General features: G+C 31.9%; 16 protein-coding genes. 12 read left to right on the forward strand and 4 right to left on the reverse strand.

Annotated features, from left to right (window positions below; all coding sequences use genetic code 11):
- The first annotated feature begins 31 nt into the window (after positions 1–31).
- The 7 genes from DFQ07_RS06220 (at position 32) to DFQ07_RS06250 (ending at position 6,643) form a co-directional block, all read left to right on the forward strand.
- Complete coding sequence (locus DFQ07_RS06220; protein ID WP_133535398.1) at positions 32–1,231, forward strand: nitrous oxide reductase family maturation protein NosD; 1,200 nt, start codon at positions 32–34, stop codon at positions 1,229–1,231.
- Positions 1,228–1,935 carry an ABC transporter ATP-binding protein gene (locus DFQ07_RS06225; RefSeq protein WP_133535399.1) on the forward strand — a complete coding sequence of 236 codons (708 nt, stop codon included), beginning with the start codon at positions 1,228–1,230 and terminating at the stop codon, positions 1,933–1,935. The genes DFQ07_RS06220 and DFQ07_RS06225 overlap by 4 nt, the downstream gene beginning before the upstream one ends.
- On the forward strand, positions 1,928–2,707 hold the full coding sequence (locus tag DFQ07_RS06230; RefSeq protein ID WP_133535400.1) for an ABC transporter permease subunit: 780 nt from the start codon (positions 1,928–1,930) through the stop codon (positions 2,705–2,707). Before DFQ07_RS06225 ends, DFQ07_RS06230 begins: the two co-directional genes overlap by 8 nt.
- A gap of 75 nt (positions 2,708–2,782) precedes the next feature.
- Positions 2,783–3,151 (forward strand): hypothetical protein, encoded by a 369-nt coding sequence (locus tag DFQ07_RS06235; protein ID WP_133535401.1) that lies wholly within the window; start codon positions 2,783–2,785, stop codon positions 3,149–3,151.
- Positions 3,152–3,249: 98 nt separating this feature from the next.
- Positions 3,250–5,334: a TonB-dependent receptor domain-containing protein gene (locus DFQ07_RS06240; protein WP_243743944.1), complete on the forward strand. Its 2,085-nt coding sequence runs from the start codon at positions 3,250–3,252 to the stop codon at positions 5,332–5,334.
- A gap of 63 nt (positions 5,335–5,397) precedes the next feature.
- The gene (locus DFQ07_RS06245; RefSeq protein WP_133535402.1) at positions 5,398–5,940 is read left to right on the forward strand and encodes a DUF2911 domain-containing protein; all 543 of its coding nucleotides are present in this window, start codon (positions 5,398–5,400) and stop codon (positions 5,938–5,940) included.
- A 160-nt stretch (positions 5,941–6,100) separates the two neighbouring features.
- Positions 6,101–6,643 (forward strand): porin family protein, encoded by a 543-nt coding sequence (locus tag DFQ07_RS06250; RefSeq protein ID WP_133535403.1) that lies wholly within the window; start codon positions 6,101–6,103, stop codon positions 6,641–6,643.
- Between the two features lie 46 nt (positions 6,644–6,689).
- Here the strand turns inward: DFQ07_RS06250 and DFQ07_RS06255 are convergent, their stop codons facing one another.
- Positions 6,690–7,691, reverse strand: coding sequence for an SAM-dependent methyltransferase (locus tag DFQ07_RS06255; protein WP_133535404.1), 1,002 nt, complete (start codon positions 7,689–7,691; stop codon positions 6,690–6,692).
- Between the two features lie 286 nt (positions 7,692–7,977).
- On the opposite strand from DFQ07_RS06255, the gene DFQ07_RS06260 reads away from it, so the two are divergent.
- The 5 genes from DFQ07_RS06260 to DFQ07_RS06280 all read left to right on the forward strand — a co-directional run bounded on the left by DFQ07_RS06260 (position 7,978) and on the right by DFQ07_RS06280 (position 14,860).
- Positions 7,978–11,076, forward strand: coding sequence for a leucine--tRNA ligase (locus DFQ07_RS06260; RefSeq protein WP_133535405.1), 3,099 nt, complete (start codon positions 7,978–7,980; stop codon positions 11,074–11,076).
- Between the two features lie 107 nt (positions 11,077–11,183).
- Positions 11,184–11,636: a hypothetical protein gene (locus DFQ07_RS06265; RefSeq protein ID WP_133535406.1), complete on the forward strand. Its 453-nt coding sequence runs from the start codon at positions 11,184–11,186 to the stop codon at positions 11,634–11,636.
- Positions 11,637–11,741: 105 nt separating this feature from the next.
- Complete coding sequence (locus DFQ07_RS06270; RefSeq protein ID WP_133535407.1) at positions 11,742–12,698, forward strand: hypothetical protein; 957 nt, start codon at positions 11,742–11,744, stop codon at positions 12,696–12,698.
- Positions 12,699–12,774: 76 nt separating this feature from the next.
- Entirely contained in the window at positions 12,775–13,956 is a 1,182-nt protein-coding gene (locus DFQ07_RS06275; protein ID WP_133535408.1) for a peptidogalycan biosysnthesis protein, read from the forward strand.
- Between the two features lie 31 nt (positions 13,957–13,987).
- Positions 13,988–14,860 (forward strand): acyl-CoA thioesterase, encoded by an 873-nt coding sequence (locus DFQ07_RS06280; protein WP_133535409.1) that lies wholly within the window; start codon positions 13,988–13,990, stop codon positions 14,858–14,860.
- A gap of 64 nt (positions 14,861–14,924) precedes the next feature.
- Here the strand turns inward: DFQ07_RS06280 and DFQ07_RS06285 are convergent, their stop codons facing one another.
- The 3 genes from DFQ07_RS06285 to DFQ07_RS06295 form a co-directional block, all read right to left on the reverse strand.
- On the reverse strand, positions 14,925–17,186 hold the full coding sequence (locus DFQ07_RS06285) for an inorganic phosphate transporter (protein WP_133535410.1): 2,262 nt from the start codon (positions 17,184–17,186) through the stop codon (positions 14,925–14,927).
- Between the two features lie 74 nt (positions 17,187–17,260).
- Complete coding sequence (locus DFQ07_RS06290) at positions 17,261–18,463, reverse strand: porin (protein ID WP_133535411.1); 1,203 nt, start codon at positions 18,461–18,463, stop codon at positions 17,261–17,263.
- A gap of 261 nt (positions 18,464–18,724) precedes the next feature.
- The gene (locus tag DFQ07_RS06295; RefSeq protein ID WP_133535412.1) at positions 18,725–19,609 is read right to left on the reverse strand and encodes a metallophosphoesterase; all 885 of its coding nucleotides are present in this window, start codon (positions 19,607–19,609) and stop codon (positions 18,725–18,727) included.
- Positions 19,610–19,749 lie beyond the last annotated feature (140 nt).

Below are 19,749 nucleotides of genomic sequence, written 5' to 3' on the forward strand. Positions count from 1 at the left end.
TTAGAGCTGTTTTAAGTATAATCCAACTATTATGAGATTACTAATATCATTTTTTTTACTAGCAATAACCAGTAACGGATTTTGTCAGCGAACAATTCAGAAAATGATTGATACAGCGCAAAAGCACGATACTATAATAGTAAAAGAAGGTGTGTATAAAGAGCATGATATAATAATTACAAAACCGATAACTATTATAGGAAAAAAGAATGTAGTAATCGATGCTGAAGCTAAAGGGTATGTGTTTAAGGTTTTAGCCGATTCAGTAACTATAAAAAATATCTCAGCAAAAAATGTAGGAAAAAGTTATACTAAAGATTTTGCTGCTATATATATATCAAGAAGCAATCACATAGTCATAGAAAATGTAACCCTTACAAATGTGTTTTTTGGCTTGTTGATTGAAAAAAGTAAAAATATAAGAATACGAAATAATTATATTTCAAGTAAGGCAACAACTGAGGCAGGAACAGGAAATGGAATTCACCTTTGGCATTGTTCTAACGCAGAAATAGAAGAAAATGAGTTACACAGTTTACGAGACGGAATTTATTTTGAATTTGTAAAAAATAGCGTTGTTAAGAATAACCATAGTCATCATAATTTACGATATGGCTTGCACTTTATGTTTTCAAATAACAATGAGTATTTACAGAATACCTTTAATAATAATGGAGCAGGAGTAGCAGTAATGTTTTCAAAATATATAAAAATGACCCGTAATAAGTTTCTGAAAAACTGGGGAACCGCATCATATGGATTGCTATTAAAAGAGATTTATGATGCTGAAATTATTCATAACGAATTTTCAGAAAACACCATTGCTATTAACCTCGAAGGAGCTACACGAATAAATTATGTTAACAATACATTTAGCAATAATGGATGGGCGTTAAAAGTGGCAGGAGCATGTTATAAAAACATATTTAAAAGTAATAATTTTTTAAACAATTCATTCGATGTTTCCTACAATAGCAAGTTAAATGATAATAGCTTTAAAGGAAATTATTGGAGCTCATATACAGGTTACGATTTAGATAAAAACGGGATAGGAGATGTGCCATATCGCCCTGTAAAACTATTTTCATATATCGTAAATAAAACTCCAGAAGCAATAATTTTGTTAAGAAGCTTATTTGTAGACATTATAAATTTTTCCGAAAAAGTAACTCCAGTTTTCACACCTAAAAACTTGGTAGATGAGGCACCATTAATGCAGAAAGTATTATGATAGAAATTAGCAACATATGTAAAAAGTTTGGTAAGGTTCAGGTATTAGATCAGCTAGATTTAACAATAAATACTCAAGGTATTTTTGCGATATTAGGACCAAATGGATCTGGTAAAACCACCTTAATAAAAAGTATCTTAGGAATGGTTTTATTAGACAAAGGAGATATAAAAATAAAAGGAAAGTCTGTTTTGCAACAGTTTGAATATAAAAAGGAGATAAGTTACTTGCCTCAGATAGCAAATTTTCCCAATAATAATACTGTTAGCGAATTAATAAAATTGATTAAGAACCTACGTCCAAAGCCAACTAACGAACAAGAATTAATAGAAAGATTTGGTTTAGCTCCATTTTTAGATAAAAAATTAGGAAACCTATCAGGAGGAACCAAACAAAAAGTAAATATTGTGCTAACGTTTATGTTTGATAATGATCTTATTATTTTAGATGAACCTACCACAGGTTTAGATCCTATATCACTCATTACATTAAAAAAATTAATAGAAGAAGAAAAACAAAGAGGGAAAACAATATTAATAACCTCACACATAATGAGTTTTGTTGAAGAAGTAGCAGATGAAATAGTGTTTTTATTAGATGGAGAAATTTACTTTAAAGGCACAAAAGAGCAGCTATATAGCAAGACCAATAAACAAGATTTAGAACAAGCCATAGCTAACCTACTATTAATAAATCATGATTAAAATTATAACTTACTGTTTTTTCGATTTGGTGAGAAGTAGATGGAGTTATGTGTACTTCAGCTTTTATTTATTACTAAGTTTTGCATTACTATTTTTAAACAACGATACTTCAAAAGCGGTAATTTCATTAATGAATATTATTACTGTATTAACACCGCTAATAGGAACCATATTCGGAGTAATGTATTACTATAATTCAAGAGAGTTTATTGAATTACTCTTGTCGCAGCCTATAAAAAGGTCTCACATTTTTATAGGACAATATTTAGGGGTCGCAATTTCGTTAAGCTTGAGTTTAATTTTAGGTTTAGGAATTCCGTTTTTATTATATGGTGTGTTGCAAGGTTCTACCTCTAATTTTTTAATACTGCTAACCGTAGGAAGCTTTTTAACATTCATATTTGTAGCACTGGCGTACAATATCGCTTTAACGCACGAAAACAAAATCAAAGGTTTTGGGTACGCTATATTAGTATGGTTACTAATGGCGGTTATTTACGATGGTGTATTTCTCATATCTCTAGTAATGTTTCAAGAATATCCGTTAGATAATGCATCACTTATAGCAACAGCATTCAACCCAATAGATCTATCAAGAATTCTCATATTATTAAAATTAGATATCTCAGCATTATTAGGATATACGGGAGCGGTTTTTAAAAGTTTCTTCGGCACATCTTTGGGGTTAATAACGTCATTATTTGTATTAGTACTATGGGTAGTAATTCCAATATTCTTTATTTATAGAAAAGCACAACGAAAGGATTTTTAAAGTGAAGAAAGAGCTGTTTTTTTTAAGTAGTTTGTGGTAGAAGCAGTAAATTTGCAACCGAAAATAATAATGTTTTTGAAACAACAAATAGGCATATATACGTTAGTGTTTTTGTACATGGTTGCCATGTTACGACCTATAGCTCCTTTTGTTGAGTACGCAATAAATTATGATTATATATCAAAAGTTTTGTGTATTAATAAAGATAAACCAGAGTTAAACTGTAATGGTAAATGTCAGTTGATGATGGAGCTTGAACAGCAACAAGATGATGATTATAAATCATTACGAATTTCTATGGAAGAATATCCAATAGGGTTTGTAAATATCTTAGCTATAGAATTAGAAGAAAAGAAATTTACTGAAAGGAAAGCATTATTTTCATTTAAGAAAAATTACCACTACTTACTTAACAAAGAAGTGTTTCATCCACCAATAGTTTAATTTTTTCATACAGTTTTTTTGCGCTATGAACAATTCAAATGTTTTTGAATTGGAAGGTGCTATTATGTAATTATGTAAAAAAATTAAACCCAATTTTAATGAAAAATTTAGGATGGATGCTTCTTAGTATCTTCACTATAACTATGTCTGCACAACAAAAAAAAGACACAGTTAAACAACAAACAATACAATTAAACGAAGTAATCGTTAACGGAAAAATAAAAACAAACCCTGTTCACGCTACAGTAAAAAATGATTATCAAAAAAAGGTAATTCAACCTAAAAATGTAGCAGACTTATTTTCTGAAATTAACGGATTTTCAGTTATAAAAAGAGGAAACTATGCCATGGATCCAACATTTAGAGGTGCTGCTTACGAACAGCTAAATGTGATGTACGATGGAGGTACAAAAGCGGTGAATGCTTGTCCGAACAGAATGGATCCAATTACCACACATATCATTCCCGAAGAAATTTCAAAAATTGAAATTATCAAAGGCCCTTTTACAGTAAGATATGGTGCAACTTTTGGAGGTATCGTAAATATGGTTACCGAAAACCACAGGTTGTTAGATAACGGATTCCACGGAAAATTCTCATCAGGCTATGAGACGAATGGAAATTCATTTGTAAATATGTTACAATTACAACACGTAGCCAACAAGTTTGATGTGGTAGGGAATGTAGGATATCGAAACTTTGGAGATTATAAGGATGGTAACAATACGGAAGTCCCGTCATCTTTTACCAGTACCGATTACGGTATAAAGTTAGGTTATAATTTTACAGAAAATCAACGTTTACAAGCGCACTGGCGTCAATCGTTTGGTAGAGATATAAAGCACGCTGCCTTACCAATGGATACCGATTATGACAACAGTACAATTGTATCGTTAGATTACAAAGTAATAAATATTGGTAGCACATTAAAAACAATTACAACAAAAGGTTTTTACAGCTATGTAGATCATTTAATGACGAATGAAAACCGACCAAATTTCAACATGGTTTTTGCTTCGTCACCAGTAGAGTCAACTACTATCGGAGGTAAAGTAGAGTTTGAGTTTAATATGCATAAAGATTTTAATTTGTTTGTAGGAAGTGATATCAATAACATAAAACGAGAAGGAAATCGTACACGTACTATTAAAATGATGAATGGTACGATGCTACCAATGCCAATGGTTAAAGTAGATAAGATTTGGCAAGATGCTTATATAAATGATGTAGGGGTATTTACCGAAGCAAAATTCAACTTAGCAGCTAAAACTATTTTAACTACAGGAGTTCGCGTAGATATTGTAAACGCAAAAGCAAAAGACTTAGAAGCTGATTTTGCTGCAATATATCCAGAGGTAAAAACAAATGAAACGAATGTAAGTGGTAATATTTCATTAAAACACGCATTTTCTAAAAAAGCAATTTTAGAAGCAGCATTTGGTAGAGGTGCACGTACAGCAAACATGGCTGAGCGTTATATCAATCATTTTACTATAGGGTCAGATTCGTATGAATATTTAGGAAATCCATTGTTAAAACCAGAAGTAAACAATCAGTTTGAGTTAGGGTTAAAAGGAAAAATAGCATTGGACAAAAGCTTAAGATTGCACTATCAAACATCTGTGTTTTATTCAATTTTTGAAGACTATATTTCCGCGGTGGTAGATCCAACAATTCCACGAAAATTTATGCCTAATCAAAAACCTGAATTTACAAAAGTGTTTACCAATATAGAAGATGCTACCAAAAAAGGGTTTGAAATTGCAGCAAAATTAGAGGTGTTGAACGACTACTATTTACAAACAAAAGTGGCTTATGTAAAAACAGAAAACAAGGATTTTGATGAATCGTTGCCATTAAATCCACCTTTTACATCAAAAATTTCTGTAGGAGTAGATAAAGAAAAATACTGGGCAAAGGCACAATATAATATTGTATCGAAGCAAGAAAATATTGCACCTTCTTTTGGTGAAACTGTAACGAAGGGATACCAAATTTTTGATGTGAAATTAGGAGTTAAACCCTTAAATAAATTAACATTAGGGCTTGCTTGTTTAAATATGTTTGATGAAAATTATACGAACCATTTAAACTTCTCGTATAAAAACCAAGCAGATTTGCCAATGACAAGAATTAACGAACCAGGAAGGAATTTTACAGCTTTTTTGCAGTATAAGTTTTAGTTTTTGTGTAAGGATGTTTAATTTTGATGACAAATTAGAGAAATTAATCACTAAAATAATAGTATGAAGAAATCAATTTTATCAATTATCGTGTTTGCTGTTGTCCTTGTATTTTCTAATGAAGTAACAGCTCAAAAATTCGCAAAATTAGATAAAAGTCCTATGGATGCTTCAACGTATCCTGAGATCTATAGAGTTTCAGACAAAAAGGCGAAAGTTATTTATGGGAGACCACAATTAAAGAAAAGGTCATTAGCAAAACTGGCTCCAGTGGGAAAAGTATGGAGAACAGGGGCTAACGAAGCTACAGAAATTACGTTTTATAATGATGTAATCTTTGGAGGAAAAGAGGTAAAAGCAGGAACATATAGCTTGTTTACTATTCCAGGAGAAAAAGAGTGGACAGTTATTTTAAATACAGCAATAAATGTTTGGGGTGCTTTTTCTTATAACGAATCGGATGATGTAGTACGCGTAACAGGAAAAGTTTCTAAAACAGCAAAACCTATAGAGGTTTTTTCTATTGTTTTTGAAGGAGAAGGAGATGCTTTTAACATGTATTTAGGGTGGAGTAATGTTGTAGTTACTGTACCGATTAAGGGATAATTACAATTAAATATATAAAAAACAGGCATTCTATATGCCTGTTTTTTGGTGGATTATATTGAAGTTTACAAAGAAAGATAACCAAAGCTTCAACAAAACATTAAGAAAGTTGGCATGATGATTGTTTCAAAGCTTTTCTATATAAATTAAAATTATTATGATGAAAAAAACAGTACTTGTGATTTTATGTATAATCGCATTTTCAGGAGTTAAAGCACAACAAGTTAAATTTGGAGTTAAAGCAGGATTGAATGTTGCTACAATCCATGGAGATAACTTAAATACTGATTCGAGATTAGGGCTTCATGCAGGTGGATTAGTGGAATTGAAATTATCAGATTCATTTTCTATTCAACCTGAAGTTTTGTACTCACAAATGGGTACAGAAAACGATGCTAATAAATTAAAAATAGATTATATTTCGTTACCAGTCATGGCTAAATATTATATTGTTGATGGTTTTTCCCTTGAGGTAGGTCCTCAAATATCTTTTTTAGTAGATGATGTTGTAAAAACAAATGATGGTGGAAGCTTAGACCCAGATATAGAAAACTATGATTTAAGCGCAAACCTTGGTTTAGGTTACCAATTTAAACAAGGCTTATTTGTACAAACACGATATAATTTAGGACTAACAGCAATTCAAGAAAATCCGGATATTAAAAACGGTTCTTTTCAAATTTCTGTTGGATATCAGTTTTAACAATACAAAAAACCTCTCAAAAGAGAGGTTTTTTATTAAACAGTATTTACTTTTCTAAAGAGTATTTTAACTGAACATCTGAATCCATTTGGTAAGTGTAAACAATTGAATTAAAGTGAAAAGGATGCTCAATCCCCATTTCAAGTGGAATTGTTAAAGAAGACTCATTTCTTGTTAGCCAAATATTACCATAAACATGTACCAATGTGTCAAGTATTAAGTAATTGTACTGTTCAATATTTAATGATTTTATAGCTATTTTTTTATTTGGAAGTTGACCAGGAGCTATTGTGTCTACTGTATTTAATGCAATGGCTTTCCTAACATCAATAATGGTGTCAATTTCTTCAGTTATGTGTCTGGAATCAGCAATTGGATTAACCGATAAGCTCATTTTTATCAACACATTTTCTGGAATTACAGCTACACCTTCTGATAGTTGAGGTAGTAGATTAAATAAAATAGGAACATAGCATTCTCTATATAACAAAGCATCTAACGTTTCACTAAACAGTATATGATACTTTTCTGCTTCCGGAATGTTAAAAGTAACGGCATCAGCAGTATAATAGTTTGTTACATAATTGGTAAGCTCTAATTTTTGAATAAGGTTTTTCGCATATTCTAGAGACTTATCATTAATTTCTAATAACGAAAATTGTACTTCTTCAGGGCTAAAATGTGGAGTAATTAAAGTAACAAATGGAGCATAGGGCCCACAACCAGCATAAAAAACCTGAATAGTTTCATCAGGGTGATGTTGCTGCTTTTCTTTAATAGCCATTATCATGGCTTTTAAAAATTTTACAGTTCGTTTATAATCTAATAAACATTGAGCAGCATGATTAAGTCCAAGCGCTTTTCCTTTTGCTGTCGTTACAGCTGCAAGATGTTCAATATTATTATCAAATCCAGTTAATTGAGTTAGCTCTCGAAAATAAGTGTGTATTTCATTAATCAGGTTCTCAACTTCTGCTTGTTGAGTATTACTTTTAAGTAAAGTTGATACTTTTTCTTTAATATTGATAGCAGTTGCGTTTTTGTTCATAGTTGGTTAGTAAATAACTTGTTAGTTGTAATCTGAACTAAAAATAGAATATTTATCTGGTTAAAAACGAGTGGTAACCTTCTTATTTTTAAAATCATATTTTTCAGAAGTATAAAAATTTACGGATGCTTTCTACTTCCAATCAATAACTGTAAATTTGCAGCTTCAAAATCACGTCATTGCGAAATGCTACATTGAGCGTAGTCGAAATGAAAGTGAAGCAATCTTATTGAAAAGATTACTTTGTTATTATCATTCCTCGTAATGACAGGAATAAACTAAAAGAATGCAATACAATCACCAAGAGATAGAAAAAAAGTGGCAAAAGTACTGGGCAGATCAAGGTACATTTAAAGCTGAAAATAATTCTGATAAACCAAAATATTATGTGTTAGACATGTTTCCTTATCCTTCAGGAGCAGGATTACACGTTGGGCATCCGTTAGGGTATATCGCATCCGATATTTATGCTCGTTACAAGCGTCATAAAGGGTTTAATGTATTGCATCCACAAGGATATGATTCTTTCGGATTACCTGCTGAACAATATGCAATTCAAACAGGACAGCATCCAGCAATTACTACTGAAACGAATATCAAAACCTATCGTCGTCAGTTAGACAATATTGGATTTTCATTCGATTGGTCTCGCGAAGTTCGTACTTCGAATCCTGAGTATTACAAATGGACACAGTGGATTTTTATTCAACTATTCAACTCTTGGTATAATAAAGATACTGATAAAGCAGAAGATATTGCAACCTTAGTAGCTAAATTTGAAGCAGAAGGGAACGCGAACGTAAACGCAGTTTCTGATGAAGATATTAGGCTGTTTTCTGCCGAAGAATGGAAGAGCTTCTCTGAGAAAGAACAACAAGAAATACTATTACAATACCGTTTAACATTCTTATCTGATACCGAAGTAAACTGGTGTCCAGCTTTAGGAACGGTATTAGCAAACGATGAAATTGTAAACGGAGTTTCAGAACGTGGAGGACATCCAGTAGTTCGTAAGAAAATGACCCAGTGGTCTATGCGAATTTCTGCGTATGCACAACGTTTGTTAGACGGATTACAAAATATCGATTGGCCACAACCATTAAAAGATTCTCAAACCAACTGGATTGGTCGCTCACAAGGTGCCATGGTTTCTTTCGATGTTGATGGACATGATGCTAAAATAGATGTGTTTACGACACGTCCTGATACCATTTTCGGAGTGTCTTTTATGACCTTGGCTCCAGAGCATGACTTAGTGAAGCGAATCGCTTCTGATGAGCAAAGAAAGGCTGTTGAGGAATACATAGAGGCAACAGCAAAACGTTCAGAACGCGATCGTATGGCTGATGTAAAAACTATCTCGGGAGTGTTTACTGGTGCGTATGCGTTGCATCCATTTACAGGAAAACAAGTACCAATTTGGATTGGTGATTACGTATTAGCGAGTTACGGTACGGGAGCAGTTATGGCGGTACCATGTGGTGACCAACGTGATTACGATTTTGCAAAATACTTCGGGTTAGAGATTCCAAATATTTTTGCTGATGTTGATATTTCTGAAAAAGCAAACGATGCTAAAGACGGAATCAAATTAGCGAACTCTGATTTCTTAGACGGTTTAAACTATAACAAAGGAATGAAAACCGTAATCTACGAATTGGAAAAGCGTGGTATTGGTTATGGGAAAATAAACTATCGTTTACGTGATGCTGTATTTAGTCGTCAACGTTATTGGGGAGAACCATTCCCAGTATACTATAAAGATGGAATGCCTCAAATGATTGATGCAAAGCATTTACCAATTGTATTACCTGAAGTTGAAAAATACTTACCTACTGAAGATGGAAAACCACCATTAGGAAATGCAGATGTTTGGGCATGGGACACAACAACAAACACTGTTGTTGAAAATAACAAAATTAACAACGAAACTGTTTTCCCTCTTGAACTAAACACCATGCCAGGGTGGGCAGGAAGTTCTTGGTATTTTAACCGTTATATGGATTCGAATAACGAAGGAGAATTTGTAAGTAAAGAAGTGGTTGACTATTGGAAAGAAGTAGATTTATATATCGGAGGTTCTGAACACGCTACAGGACACTTATTATATGCACGTTTTTGGCAAAAATTCTTATTTGATAGAGGATTGTTACCTGTTGATGAGTTTGCAAAAAAACTCATCAACCAAGGAATGATTTTAGGAACTTCTGCTTTTGTGTATAGAGTTGATTATGTTGGAGGATATAATCCCCAAAAAATAAACGGACTTCCTACTTTGACTAATCCTATTTATGTAAGTTATGGTTTTATTGAAAAATTTAAAGAACTATATAGTTTCTTGGTAGAGAATCCAAAAATACCAAATGATGAAAAGTTGAAGTTTATACATAATGGTGGTTATACAGGTTTGTTTGAACTTCTATTAGCAGAAACACCTATTTATGATGTTGAACTTAATCAAAACCAGCAGAGTGTTTTAAGGACTTTCATAGAAATATTTAAAACAGTTGAAAAAGACATTTATAATCATAATGCTGAAATTACAGTAGATGGATTAAAATTTTCTCCAATTCATACAGATGTTTCTTTTGTAAATGCTTCTGATGAATTAGATATTGAAGGATTTAAAAACTGGAGAGAAGAATTTAAAGATGCAGAATTCATTTTAGAAGATGGTAAATATATTGTAGGTAGAGAAGTCGAAAAAATGTCGAAATCGAAATACAATGTGGTGAATCCAGATTTAATTTGTGAAGAATACGGAGCGGATAGTTTACGTTTATTCGAAATGTTCTTAGGTCCGTTAGAGCAAACCAAGCCTTGGAAAACTTCAGGTATTTCAGGAGTGTATTCTTTCCTTAAGAAATTATGGAAATTATTTGCTGACGAAAACGGTATCAACGTTTCAGACGAAGAACCAACTAAAGAAGAATTAAAAACATTACATAAAACAATAAAGAAAGTAGAAGAAGATATTGAGAACTTCTCGTTCAATACGTCAGTTTCTACCTTTATGATTGCAGTAAACGAGTTAACAGCACTAAAATGTAACAAACGTGCTATTTTAGAGCCGTTGTTAGTGTTAATTTCTCCTTATGCACCACATATTGCAGAAGAATTATGGAGTCAGTTAGGACACAGTGAGTCTATTTCAACAGTAGCTTTTCCAAAATTTGAAGAGAAGCATTTAGTTGAAAGTTCTAAGAACTATCCGGTTTCTTTCAATGGTAAAATGCGATTTACCTTAGAATTACCGTTAGATATGAGCAAAGACGAAATAGAAAAAACGGTAATGGCACACGAAAAAACACAGGCACAACTCGCAGGACGAGAGCCAAAGAAAGTGATTATCGTTCCAGGGAAAATTATCAATATTGTAGGATAATTTTTCCTCTAAAAACTATAAAAACCCCACAGACAATTATTTTGTTTGTGGGGTTTTATTTTTAAATTAAATTCGCGCTTTGTAAAAGCAAATTAAATATTAAATACATGAAAAAGATTTTTAAAATTAGCTATGCTATTTTAGTATGTTTAACATTAGTAATGACAGGTTGTTCTGATAGTGATTATGACTCATCTGGAATTGCAAATACAAAACTATCAGGAAAGATATCGGGAACAAGTTTTAGTGCTAAAGGTGGACAGTCATTTACAGCTGGAGATGGTAATATATATGTACATATTACTAATATAAGTGCAGATTGTAATTCAGATGTTCTAAACTATGAATTTGATGTGTCGGCTTTAATTAAACCCGAATTAGGAATTTATACAGATGTTTTTGTAGCTCTTACTAAAAAGGGAAATACTCCAGTAAATATTTTAGGGACAGTTGAGGTTGTAAAATTTTTAAATAACGAACTTACGGTAAAAATTAAAGCAAATTCAAGCGTAGATAATTATGTAGAAGGTTTTTTCACGGTTCCTTTTTGTGAGCAATAATAACAAGCATAATGAATAAAAAGACCTTTACATATCAATGTAAAGGTCTTTTTTTATGAAAAACACAAAAACTTTTCTCAAATTTGCTTTCCAAAAAAATTAAATATGAAAAAAGTATCTCTTAACAACTCTTGGTTCTTTGCAATAATTCCAATCGGAATCTTCATTTTTGTAGCACTTCCACAGTTACAAAATACTTATGAATCGTTTCATAAAAGAGAAATGGAAATGCAACAGAGTGTGCGAGAATTAGATTCGCTGCAACAGCTTACAAATCCTACAAGAAAAGATTTAAACAACATTAAGCGTCTTGAAATTAGTGTTCCAATTCATCAATTAAGTATAGGGAAACAGCGATATACTTACTATAAAACAGGAGGAATGCTAGCTGTATTAGCTTTTATGTTTATCGGTATGTTTGGTTCTAGTTATTGGGCACAAAGAAAGAAAAAATCATCTAGTAATAAACAAATAGAATTTTCTTTTGGTGACTTTACAACCGATGCCATAGGACAACATATTTCTTGGAATGCAGTTAAAGGTTCAGGAAGTAATTTTTTAAGCGAACGTTTAAAAAAAACAGCATTTGGCTACAAAATAACCTCTAGTCCTTATCTGAAATTTGTCGCTTGGAGTTTCTTTTTAATGGGGTTAAACTATGTAGCTTGGTCTTATGTAGAGTTTTTTGAGTTTTCAAAAGAATCTTTAACCTTTATGCAAGGAGGGAAAATGTTTTTTACCTCTGGAGGTCCTTTTTTATTAGTAGGTACTTTCTTGTTGTTTTCTTTTGGTGCTAAAGCACAATTAAATGCGCAAAAAAGAAAAGTGTTTGTAGATGGCGAAATAATACCTTTTCAACAAGTGTATGCATTGCAAGTATTGTCAAAATTTGTTGAAGGAAATAAATCAGGAAGTTATTATTGCTACGAGGTAAATTTAGTTACTCAAAATGGTAATCGTCATAACTTATTAAACCACGGAGACAAAGAGTATTTACTGAGCGATATGGTTAAAATAAGTAGGTTTTTAAAAGTACCAGTATGGAATAGAGGAGTGGTGTAAAAGATATTCATAGGGTATTTGTCAAACTTTTACTAATTTACACTCAAATAATAATAGGGGTTTGGTAAAAAATTTGTTGTGTAAAAAAAGAGTATCTAATGCATGCTATTTTTCTTCGGTTAATGAGATTGCTGAAGGAGTTTGGCAGGAACTTCAATGTGAAGGTAATTTGTACTTTCAACCAAAATATTTGGCAGCTTTAGAAAAAGGGAATCCGCAAATACAGTTTGCTTATGTTTTACTTTTAGATGATGCTAAGAAAGCAGTAGCTTTGGCCACAATTCAAGTAATCGATTTTCATTTAGATAGTGTTCAGAATAACTTACAATCGGTAGTAGAATGGGTAAGGTGTATGGGAAGAAGAATTCACTTGCTATCGTCACAAAAGCCATTTAAAATACTTACTTGCGGAAATACTTTTGTAAGTGGTGAACACGGGATTTTCATCAGACCTGATCAAGATAAAAAACAAGTTGTAGAACAACTTGCTAAGGCAATTGTAGCTTTTGAAAAAGATATTTCAGAAGAAACTATAAATGCTTTTATGTTGAAAGATTTTGTGAATGAATCACTTTTTATCACTGATGCTTTATACAACGAAGGATACAATTCGTTTAATGTAGATCCTAATATGGTGTTGACTTTAGAAGATGATTGGCACACTTTTGATGATTATTTAGCGGCTTTAAAAACAAAATTTAGGGTAAAAGCTAGAAAAGCTCTAAAGCAAAGTACTTATCTACGAATACAAGATGTTCAAGTAGATGAGATAGCGCAAATATTGCCTAAAATGACGTTGTTATATAAAACCGTGTCTAACAAGGCGAGTTTTAATTTGGGGGATTTTAATTTAGAGACATATAAATTTTTAAAAGAAAATTTAAAGGAGAACTATTTTATTAAAACGTATTGGTTAGAAGATAAATTAGTAGGTTTTTTATCGGGAATTATCAATCAAAATTTACTTCTTGATGCTCATTTTGTAGGAATTGACTATCAGTTTAATAAAGACTATGCTATCTATCAACGAATGTTGTACGATTATATCTCTTTAGCAATAGAACATAAAGCCAAAGCTATAAACTTTGGAAGAACAGCGAGTGAAATAAAAAGTTCAGTGGGTGCAGTTCCTCAAAATTTAACCATTTATTTGCGTCATAAAAAGAGCATTCCAAACAGGATTTTAAGCTTATTTTTGAAACGAATTCAACCAACAGAGTTCAGTTTGAAAAAACCTTTTAAAGCACAAAAAGTATAAAGAAATAAAAACTCTTTATTGTAATTAATACATGAAAAACACACAAGAATTATTAAACATACTTACCCTAGATGATATAGGAAACGGTAATTTTAATGGAGTAAGTAGAGATATAGGAAGCCCGAATGTTTTTGGAGGACAAGTATTAGCACAAGCATTAAATGCAGCATATAGAACTACACCTGAAGAACGTGTTTTACATTCACTGCATTCGTATTTTTTAGAAGCAGGAAATCTAGAGTTGCCAATTACGTATAACGTACAAACGATTCGTGATGGAGGGAGCTTTTCTACCAGAAGAGTAACGGCACATCAAAAGGATAAAACGATTTTTATTTTGGCTTGCTCTTTTCATAAAAAAGAAGAGGGATATGAGCATCAAATGCCGATTAAAAAAGATATAAAACAACCCGAAGAATTGTTAAGTTGGGCAGATATGTTAGATCGATTTGGCGAGTTTTTGCCAAAAAAGATGAAAGAATTTTTAAGCATAGAGCGTCCAATAGACTTTAAACCCGTACAGCCTGGAAATCCATTTGAAAGAAAAGATTTACCCCCAGTAGTGGATGTTTGGTTTAAATTAAAAGGAGAAGCAAGGGATTTACCATTATCAATCAAGCAACAAATCTTAACATACATTTCAGACTATAATATTTTAACTGCTTGTTTAAATCCTAATGCAAGTGTGGCTAATTTTGGAAATACACAAATGGCTAGCTTAGATCATTCGATGTGGTTTTACCGTGATTTTGATTTTGATGATTGGATGTTGTTCTCTGTTGAAAGTCCTAATACTTATGGAGCTCGAGGTTTTGCTTGTGGAAATATTTATACAAGAAAGGGAGAGCTTATAGCTTCGGTAGCCCAAGAAGGTTTAATGAGGCCGATGAAAAAGAAGCCTTAATTATTTAAATGTAAGAAATAAAAAAAGCCGAGTTTAAAACTCGGCTTTTTTTTATGTTGTCTGATTAAGCTTCTATTTCAACAGCTTTGGTGCTTATATGAAATTCTTCGTAAGTTTCTAATAAACTCATCAATCCAGAAACTAAATCTTGTGTTTCAATCAAAATACTAAAGTATAACGTAGTGTTTTTAGGACTTGTTTCGTCAGTTCTAATACGTTCTACTTGCTTTTCAATAGATTTTGATACATCTTTTAATAATTCTTTCTTTTCGTTAATGATATGTTCTAAATTATCAAAACTTCTATTTTCAAAAGTATTACTAATATCTTCTAATAATTTAGAAAGGGTATTGTCAATACTTTTTAGGTCTTTAATTTGACCTTTTTTAAGGTTTTTATGATTGTTATTTACGTGCTTGTAGGTAGCTCTAGAAATATAACTAATAGACTGTGCTACGTCTTGTAAATATCCTAAAATTAAAATATAGAACCTACTTGCTTGTACCGAAGTATCGTCTAATGATTTAATGAAATAGAATACACCATCTTTCAAGCTATCAATTTCATCATTTAACTTGGTAACATGTTTATCTGTTTTACGTAATTTAACTAAATCGTGAGTAGCTAAATCGTTAACAACATTTGAATATAATTTGTTAACACGTTGTGCTACCCCCGCAATATGATCAGAGCTTTCTTCAATTACTCCATTAATAGTAATTAATTCAGCTCTTTCCATATGAATTTGCTTCTTTTCTTCTTTTGATTTCTTTCTGTGTATTAAGGTGTTTCTTCCAATTAAAAGAGTAACTACTAATAATAATACAGGAATCATCGTTTTATCCCAACTAATTAAGTAAGCTACAATAGCAGCAGCGATAAATGCTGTGATGGCAGTTAAGAACCAACCACCAATTACATTGATTACACCTGCAACTCTATACACTGCACTTTCACGTCCCCAAGCTCTATCTGCTAAAGAGGTACCCATTGCTACCATAAAAGTTACATAGGTAGTTGATAAAGGTAACTTCATTGAAGTTGCAATAGAAATTAAAATACCAGCTACTATTAGGTTAACCGAAGCTCTTACTAAATCGAAAGCAGGCATTTCATAAGTTTTATCTTTAGGTAGTTCAATTACAGGTTTTTGGAATTTAGAGTCGATAAAAGCTAAGGTTTTCTTAGGAAAAATAGCATTAATACCTAAATTAATTCCCATTGAAGCTCTAACAACAACTCTTGATAATGGATTTGGTTGAAATTTTTCATGTCCATCGCCTTGACGTGATAAATCAATTCCTGTTTTAATTACATTTCTTGCTTTGCTAGAAGTCCATAAAGTAACTACCATAATAGCTCCAGCTAATAACAGTAACCATACATTAGAAGGTACTTTTTTAGCTAATATTCCCATTGAAAAGGCATCAGCAGCTACTCCTGAAACCTCCCAAGCTTGGTACGAGTTCCATGCAGCGATTGGTACCCCAATAAAGTTTACCAAATCGTTTCCAGAGAATGCCATTGCTAAAGAGAAAGTACCAACTCCAATAATTACTTTTAAAATATTTACTTTAAAAAACTGGATTAATACTTGAGATATAGCACTCCAAAAAACAAATCCTCCTGCAATAATAATTAAGGTATTACCTTCAATTAAGTGTTTTAAATCTTTATAAAAAGGAGTTCCTTTCAATCCTTTTACGAAGATAAAATAGGTAATTGCTGTAATTGCAAAACCACCAAACAAAGCGTTGATATAAGAAGCTCTCCTTTCAAAATTAAACGAATAAATTAAACGAGAAAAGAACTGCACAATAGCTCCGACAGAAAAGGCAACCACTACAGAAAGCAGAATACCGTTAATTATCTGAATGGCTTTTTTATGGTTGATGTAGTTCCAAATATCTGAAATAGATTGTGAGTCATTAGCAGCAATTTTAATAAACGAAATACATACAGCAGCTCCTAATAATTCAAATACAATCGAAACGGTTGTTGAGGTAGGCATTCCTAATGAGTTAAAAATATCTAATAGTAGAATATCTGTAATCATTACCGCCATAAAAATGAACATAATGTCTTGAAACATGAACATGTTAGGGTTGAAAATTCCTTTACGAGCAACTTCCATCATACCACTAGACGTTACAGCTCCCATAAACACCCCAATACTAGCAATTATCATAATGTTTCTTACTTTAATTGCCTTAGAACCGATTGCTGAATTTAAAAAGTTAACAGCATCGTTACTAACTCCTACAACTAAGTCGACAACAGCTAAAACAGCTAAAGCGACTAACATCAAAATATATGGATCTCCCATTTTATAGTATTTAATTTAAGTTTTGCAAATTTACTTACACAAGAATGCTCTTATGTTACCTTTATGTTATCATTTTAGAAATGAATATCTACTTGCAATCGGTACATTAATTGGTTTCTATCCGTTGGAATATCTAAGTAACTAACATCGGTTTGTACTTTTAATTTATGTCCAACTATGTATTTTGATAGCCCTAATGTATATTGGTTTTCAATACCTTTTCCTGTAATGTTTTTGTCCAACGCAATATTAGTATAACGTCCTGTTACTTCCCAGTTTTTAGCAAATAAATATCCTGATTGAAGATTTAATCCGCTTCCTACTTGTACCACATCTCCTGTTGGAGTTCCATCTGAGTTTTTTGCAATAGGATCTTTGGCATCTCTATAGGCATATTCACCCATAAAAGAAAAACCTTTGTACTTAAACATTGCGTCGGCAAATATAGTTGTAATATTTGTTTCGTAATATCCTATATCATTTACCATGTATGAACCTTGGTTACTTCTGTTTTTAACAGCATTATTGTTAAAATCGTAACTAGTACCTATGGCAAGTTTAGGCGTTTGTTCTCTTTTTAAATCACCTCCTTTATAATCACCTCCACTTTGAAAATTACCAAAAGGTAAAAATTCTAAACGAGCGGTATATTGATGTCCTCCAAGATTTCCTTCTGTAACATTTCTTCCTTCACCTTGAGCAAAAGAAAATGCTTCACGAACGATAAACTTATCAGATAAGTTAAAATGGTGTCTTAATTGTAGCCCCATATCTCTATCGATATTAAACCTTTTGTTCAATAAAGATCGGTCAACAAGTTGCATGTTTGCTGAAGAAATAACACGCTCACGGTTACCTGGTAGTTTAGTTTGTCCAAACCACAGTTCAAAATTTTGATGAAAATTCCACTTTACAACGGCATCTAAAATATATCTTGGGGCATTTCCAGTGTGTTCTGATGCTCCACTAATATCTTTATTAGATAAGCCAAGTTCTAATTTGTATTTTAATTTAGGTGAAAGCACAAACCCGTCAAATTTTAAACGGGCTCTTCTTACAAGCATTGATGAGGATGGATTGTATAATCCTTCTTTGTTAGAATCCCATTCAGCAGTAGCCAAAAATTGTACTCTAGCCCCCATGTTCATAGACCATGTGCTATCTTTTCCTATTAGGTTAAATAACCCTTTACCAAATTTTGGAGAGTTGGTTTGCTGTGCATTTGTATATGAAAATACAAACATACTTACTATGGTAAGTGCTGTTTTACAGTTCATTAGAATGTTGTTATTAGTTTTTGTCGCGGCAAATAACTAACTCTTATGTTAAGTTAGTGTTAATTGAATATTAAAAAACTGCCTTGATTTTAAGGCAGTTTGGTGAGTCAAATAAATAGTCGACAAAAACTAATAAATTTATTATGACTGTATATCCTCAAGTCGAGGCAAGTCAAAATTACTGGCTTTTTCCGATATTAATATTAAGTGTAATTTAATAAACTGTTACCAAGGTAAACTTTAAGTTAACTTGAAAGTATGCTATATATAGTCTGCTATTTTCTTTGGGCCTTCTAAAACAGTTCGTACAATTTGCATGGTTCCATTTTCATTTGTGATCAAATGCCATTTAATAAGGGTAATGGTATTGTTTTCTATTTCTAATCCTGTAATGCACCTTGGGTGTACACAGCTACCGTCATTAAAATGTGGCAGCTCGTTAACAGATGGAAATCTTGGACGATGCGTATGTCCTGTAATAATCATTTGATGATTATTTTTTTGAATCCATTTTTCTAATCGGTGTTCTACTCTTATTAGTCCTTTAAAGTTTTTTGCAGGACTCGTAGGATCTTTAATGCCATAAACTTGAAGTGGACGCCATAAAAAGCGAACTAAAAATCGACTAAACTTCCAAAAACTATAATTAAACCAATCGGCTTGATGTCCATGAAGCAAGAAGATTGACTTTTCATTGTCTTGAACTAATCGAATAGCTTCTGAAAAAGAAGCATTAGGTAAAAGTTCTTTTTCTTTTCCGTCAATTGTATCGAAATAAGTGCTTAAATTTTTGGTTACATTTTTAGGACTTTTATAATCCATATCGTGGTTTCCCCATATAAAATGTAGTTTGTTTTGTTGATGAAATTCTTTAAATAATAAGTAAATATCTTTATTAGCATTAAAAATGGTAACAAACTTATTTTCCCATAGTTCATCACCATCTCCTAATTCTATATAAGTAAACTCTTTTTGTAAATATTGTGATAGAGCATAGTGGTATATTTTTCTATTATGCGCAAAATCATCAGCAAAACTATTATCTCCCCGATGACAATCTGAAAACAAAATGTATTTAGAATTTTTATCTAAAGGTAATTTTTTAGCTTTTTTAAAAGCTTTAGTTATTCTATGCTTTGAAAACATTTATGATGAAAATTTGTACACATATAAAGGTGCTAAAAAATAAATTATAGTACAAAGTTTTTAGAATGTTAAAATGAATATATTATGAAATTAAGGGTGTAATTAAATGAAAAGCTAAAATATTTTTATTTTAAGTGTTA

Origin of the sequence: Tenacibaculum caenipelagi, from assembly GCF_004363005.1 — a bacterium.
Classification (GTDB): domain Bacteria; phylum Bacteroidota; class Bacteroidia; order Flavobacteriales; family Flavobacteriaceae; genus Polaribacter; species Polaribacter caenipelagi.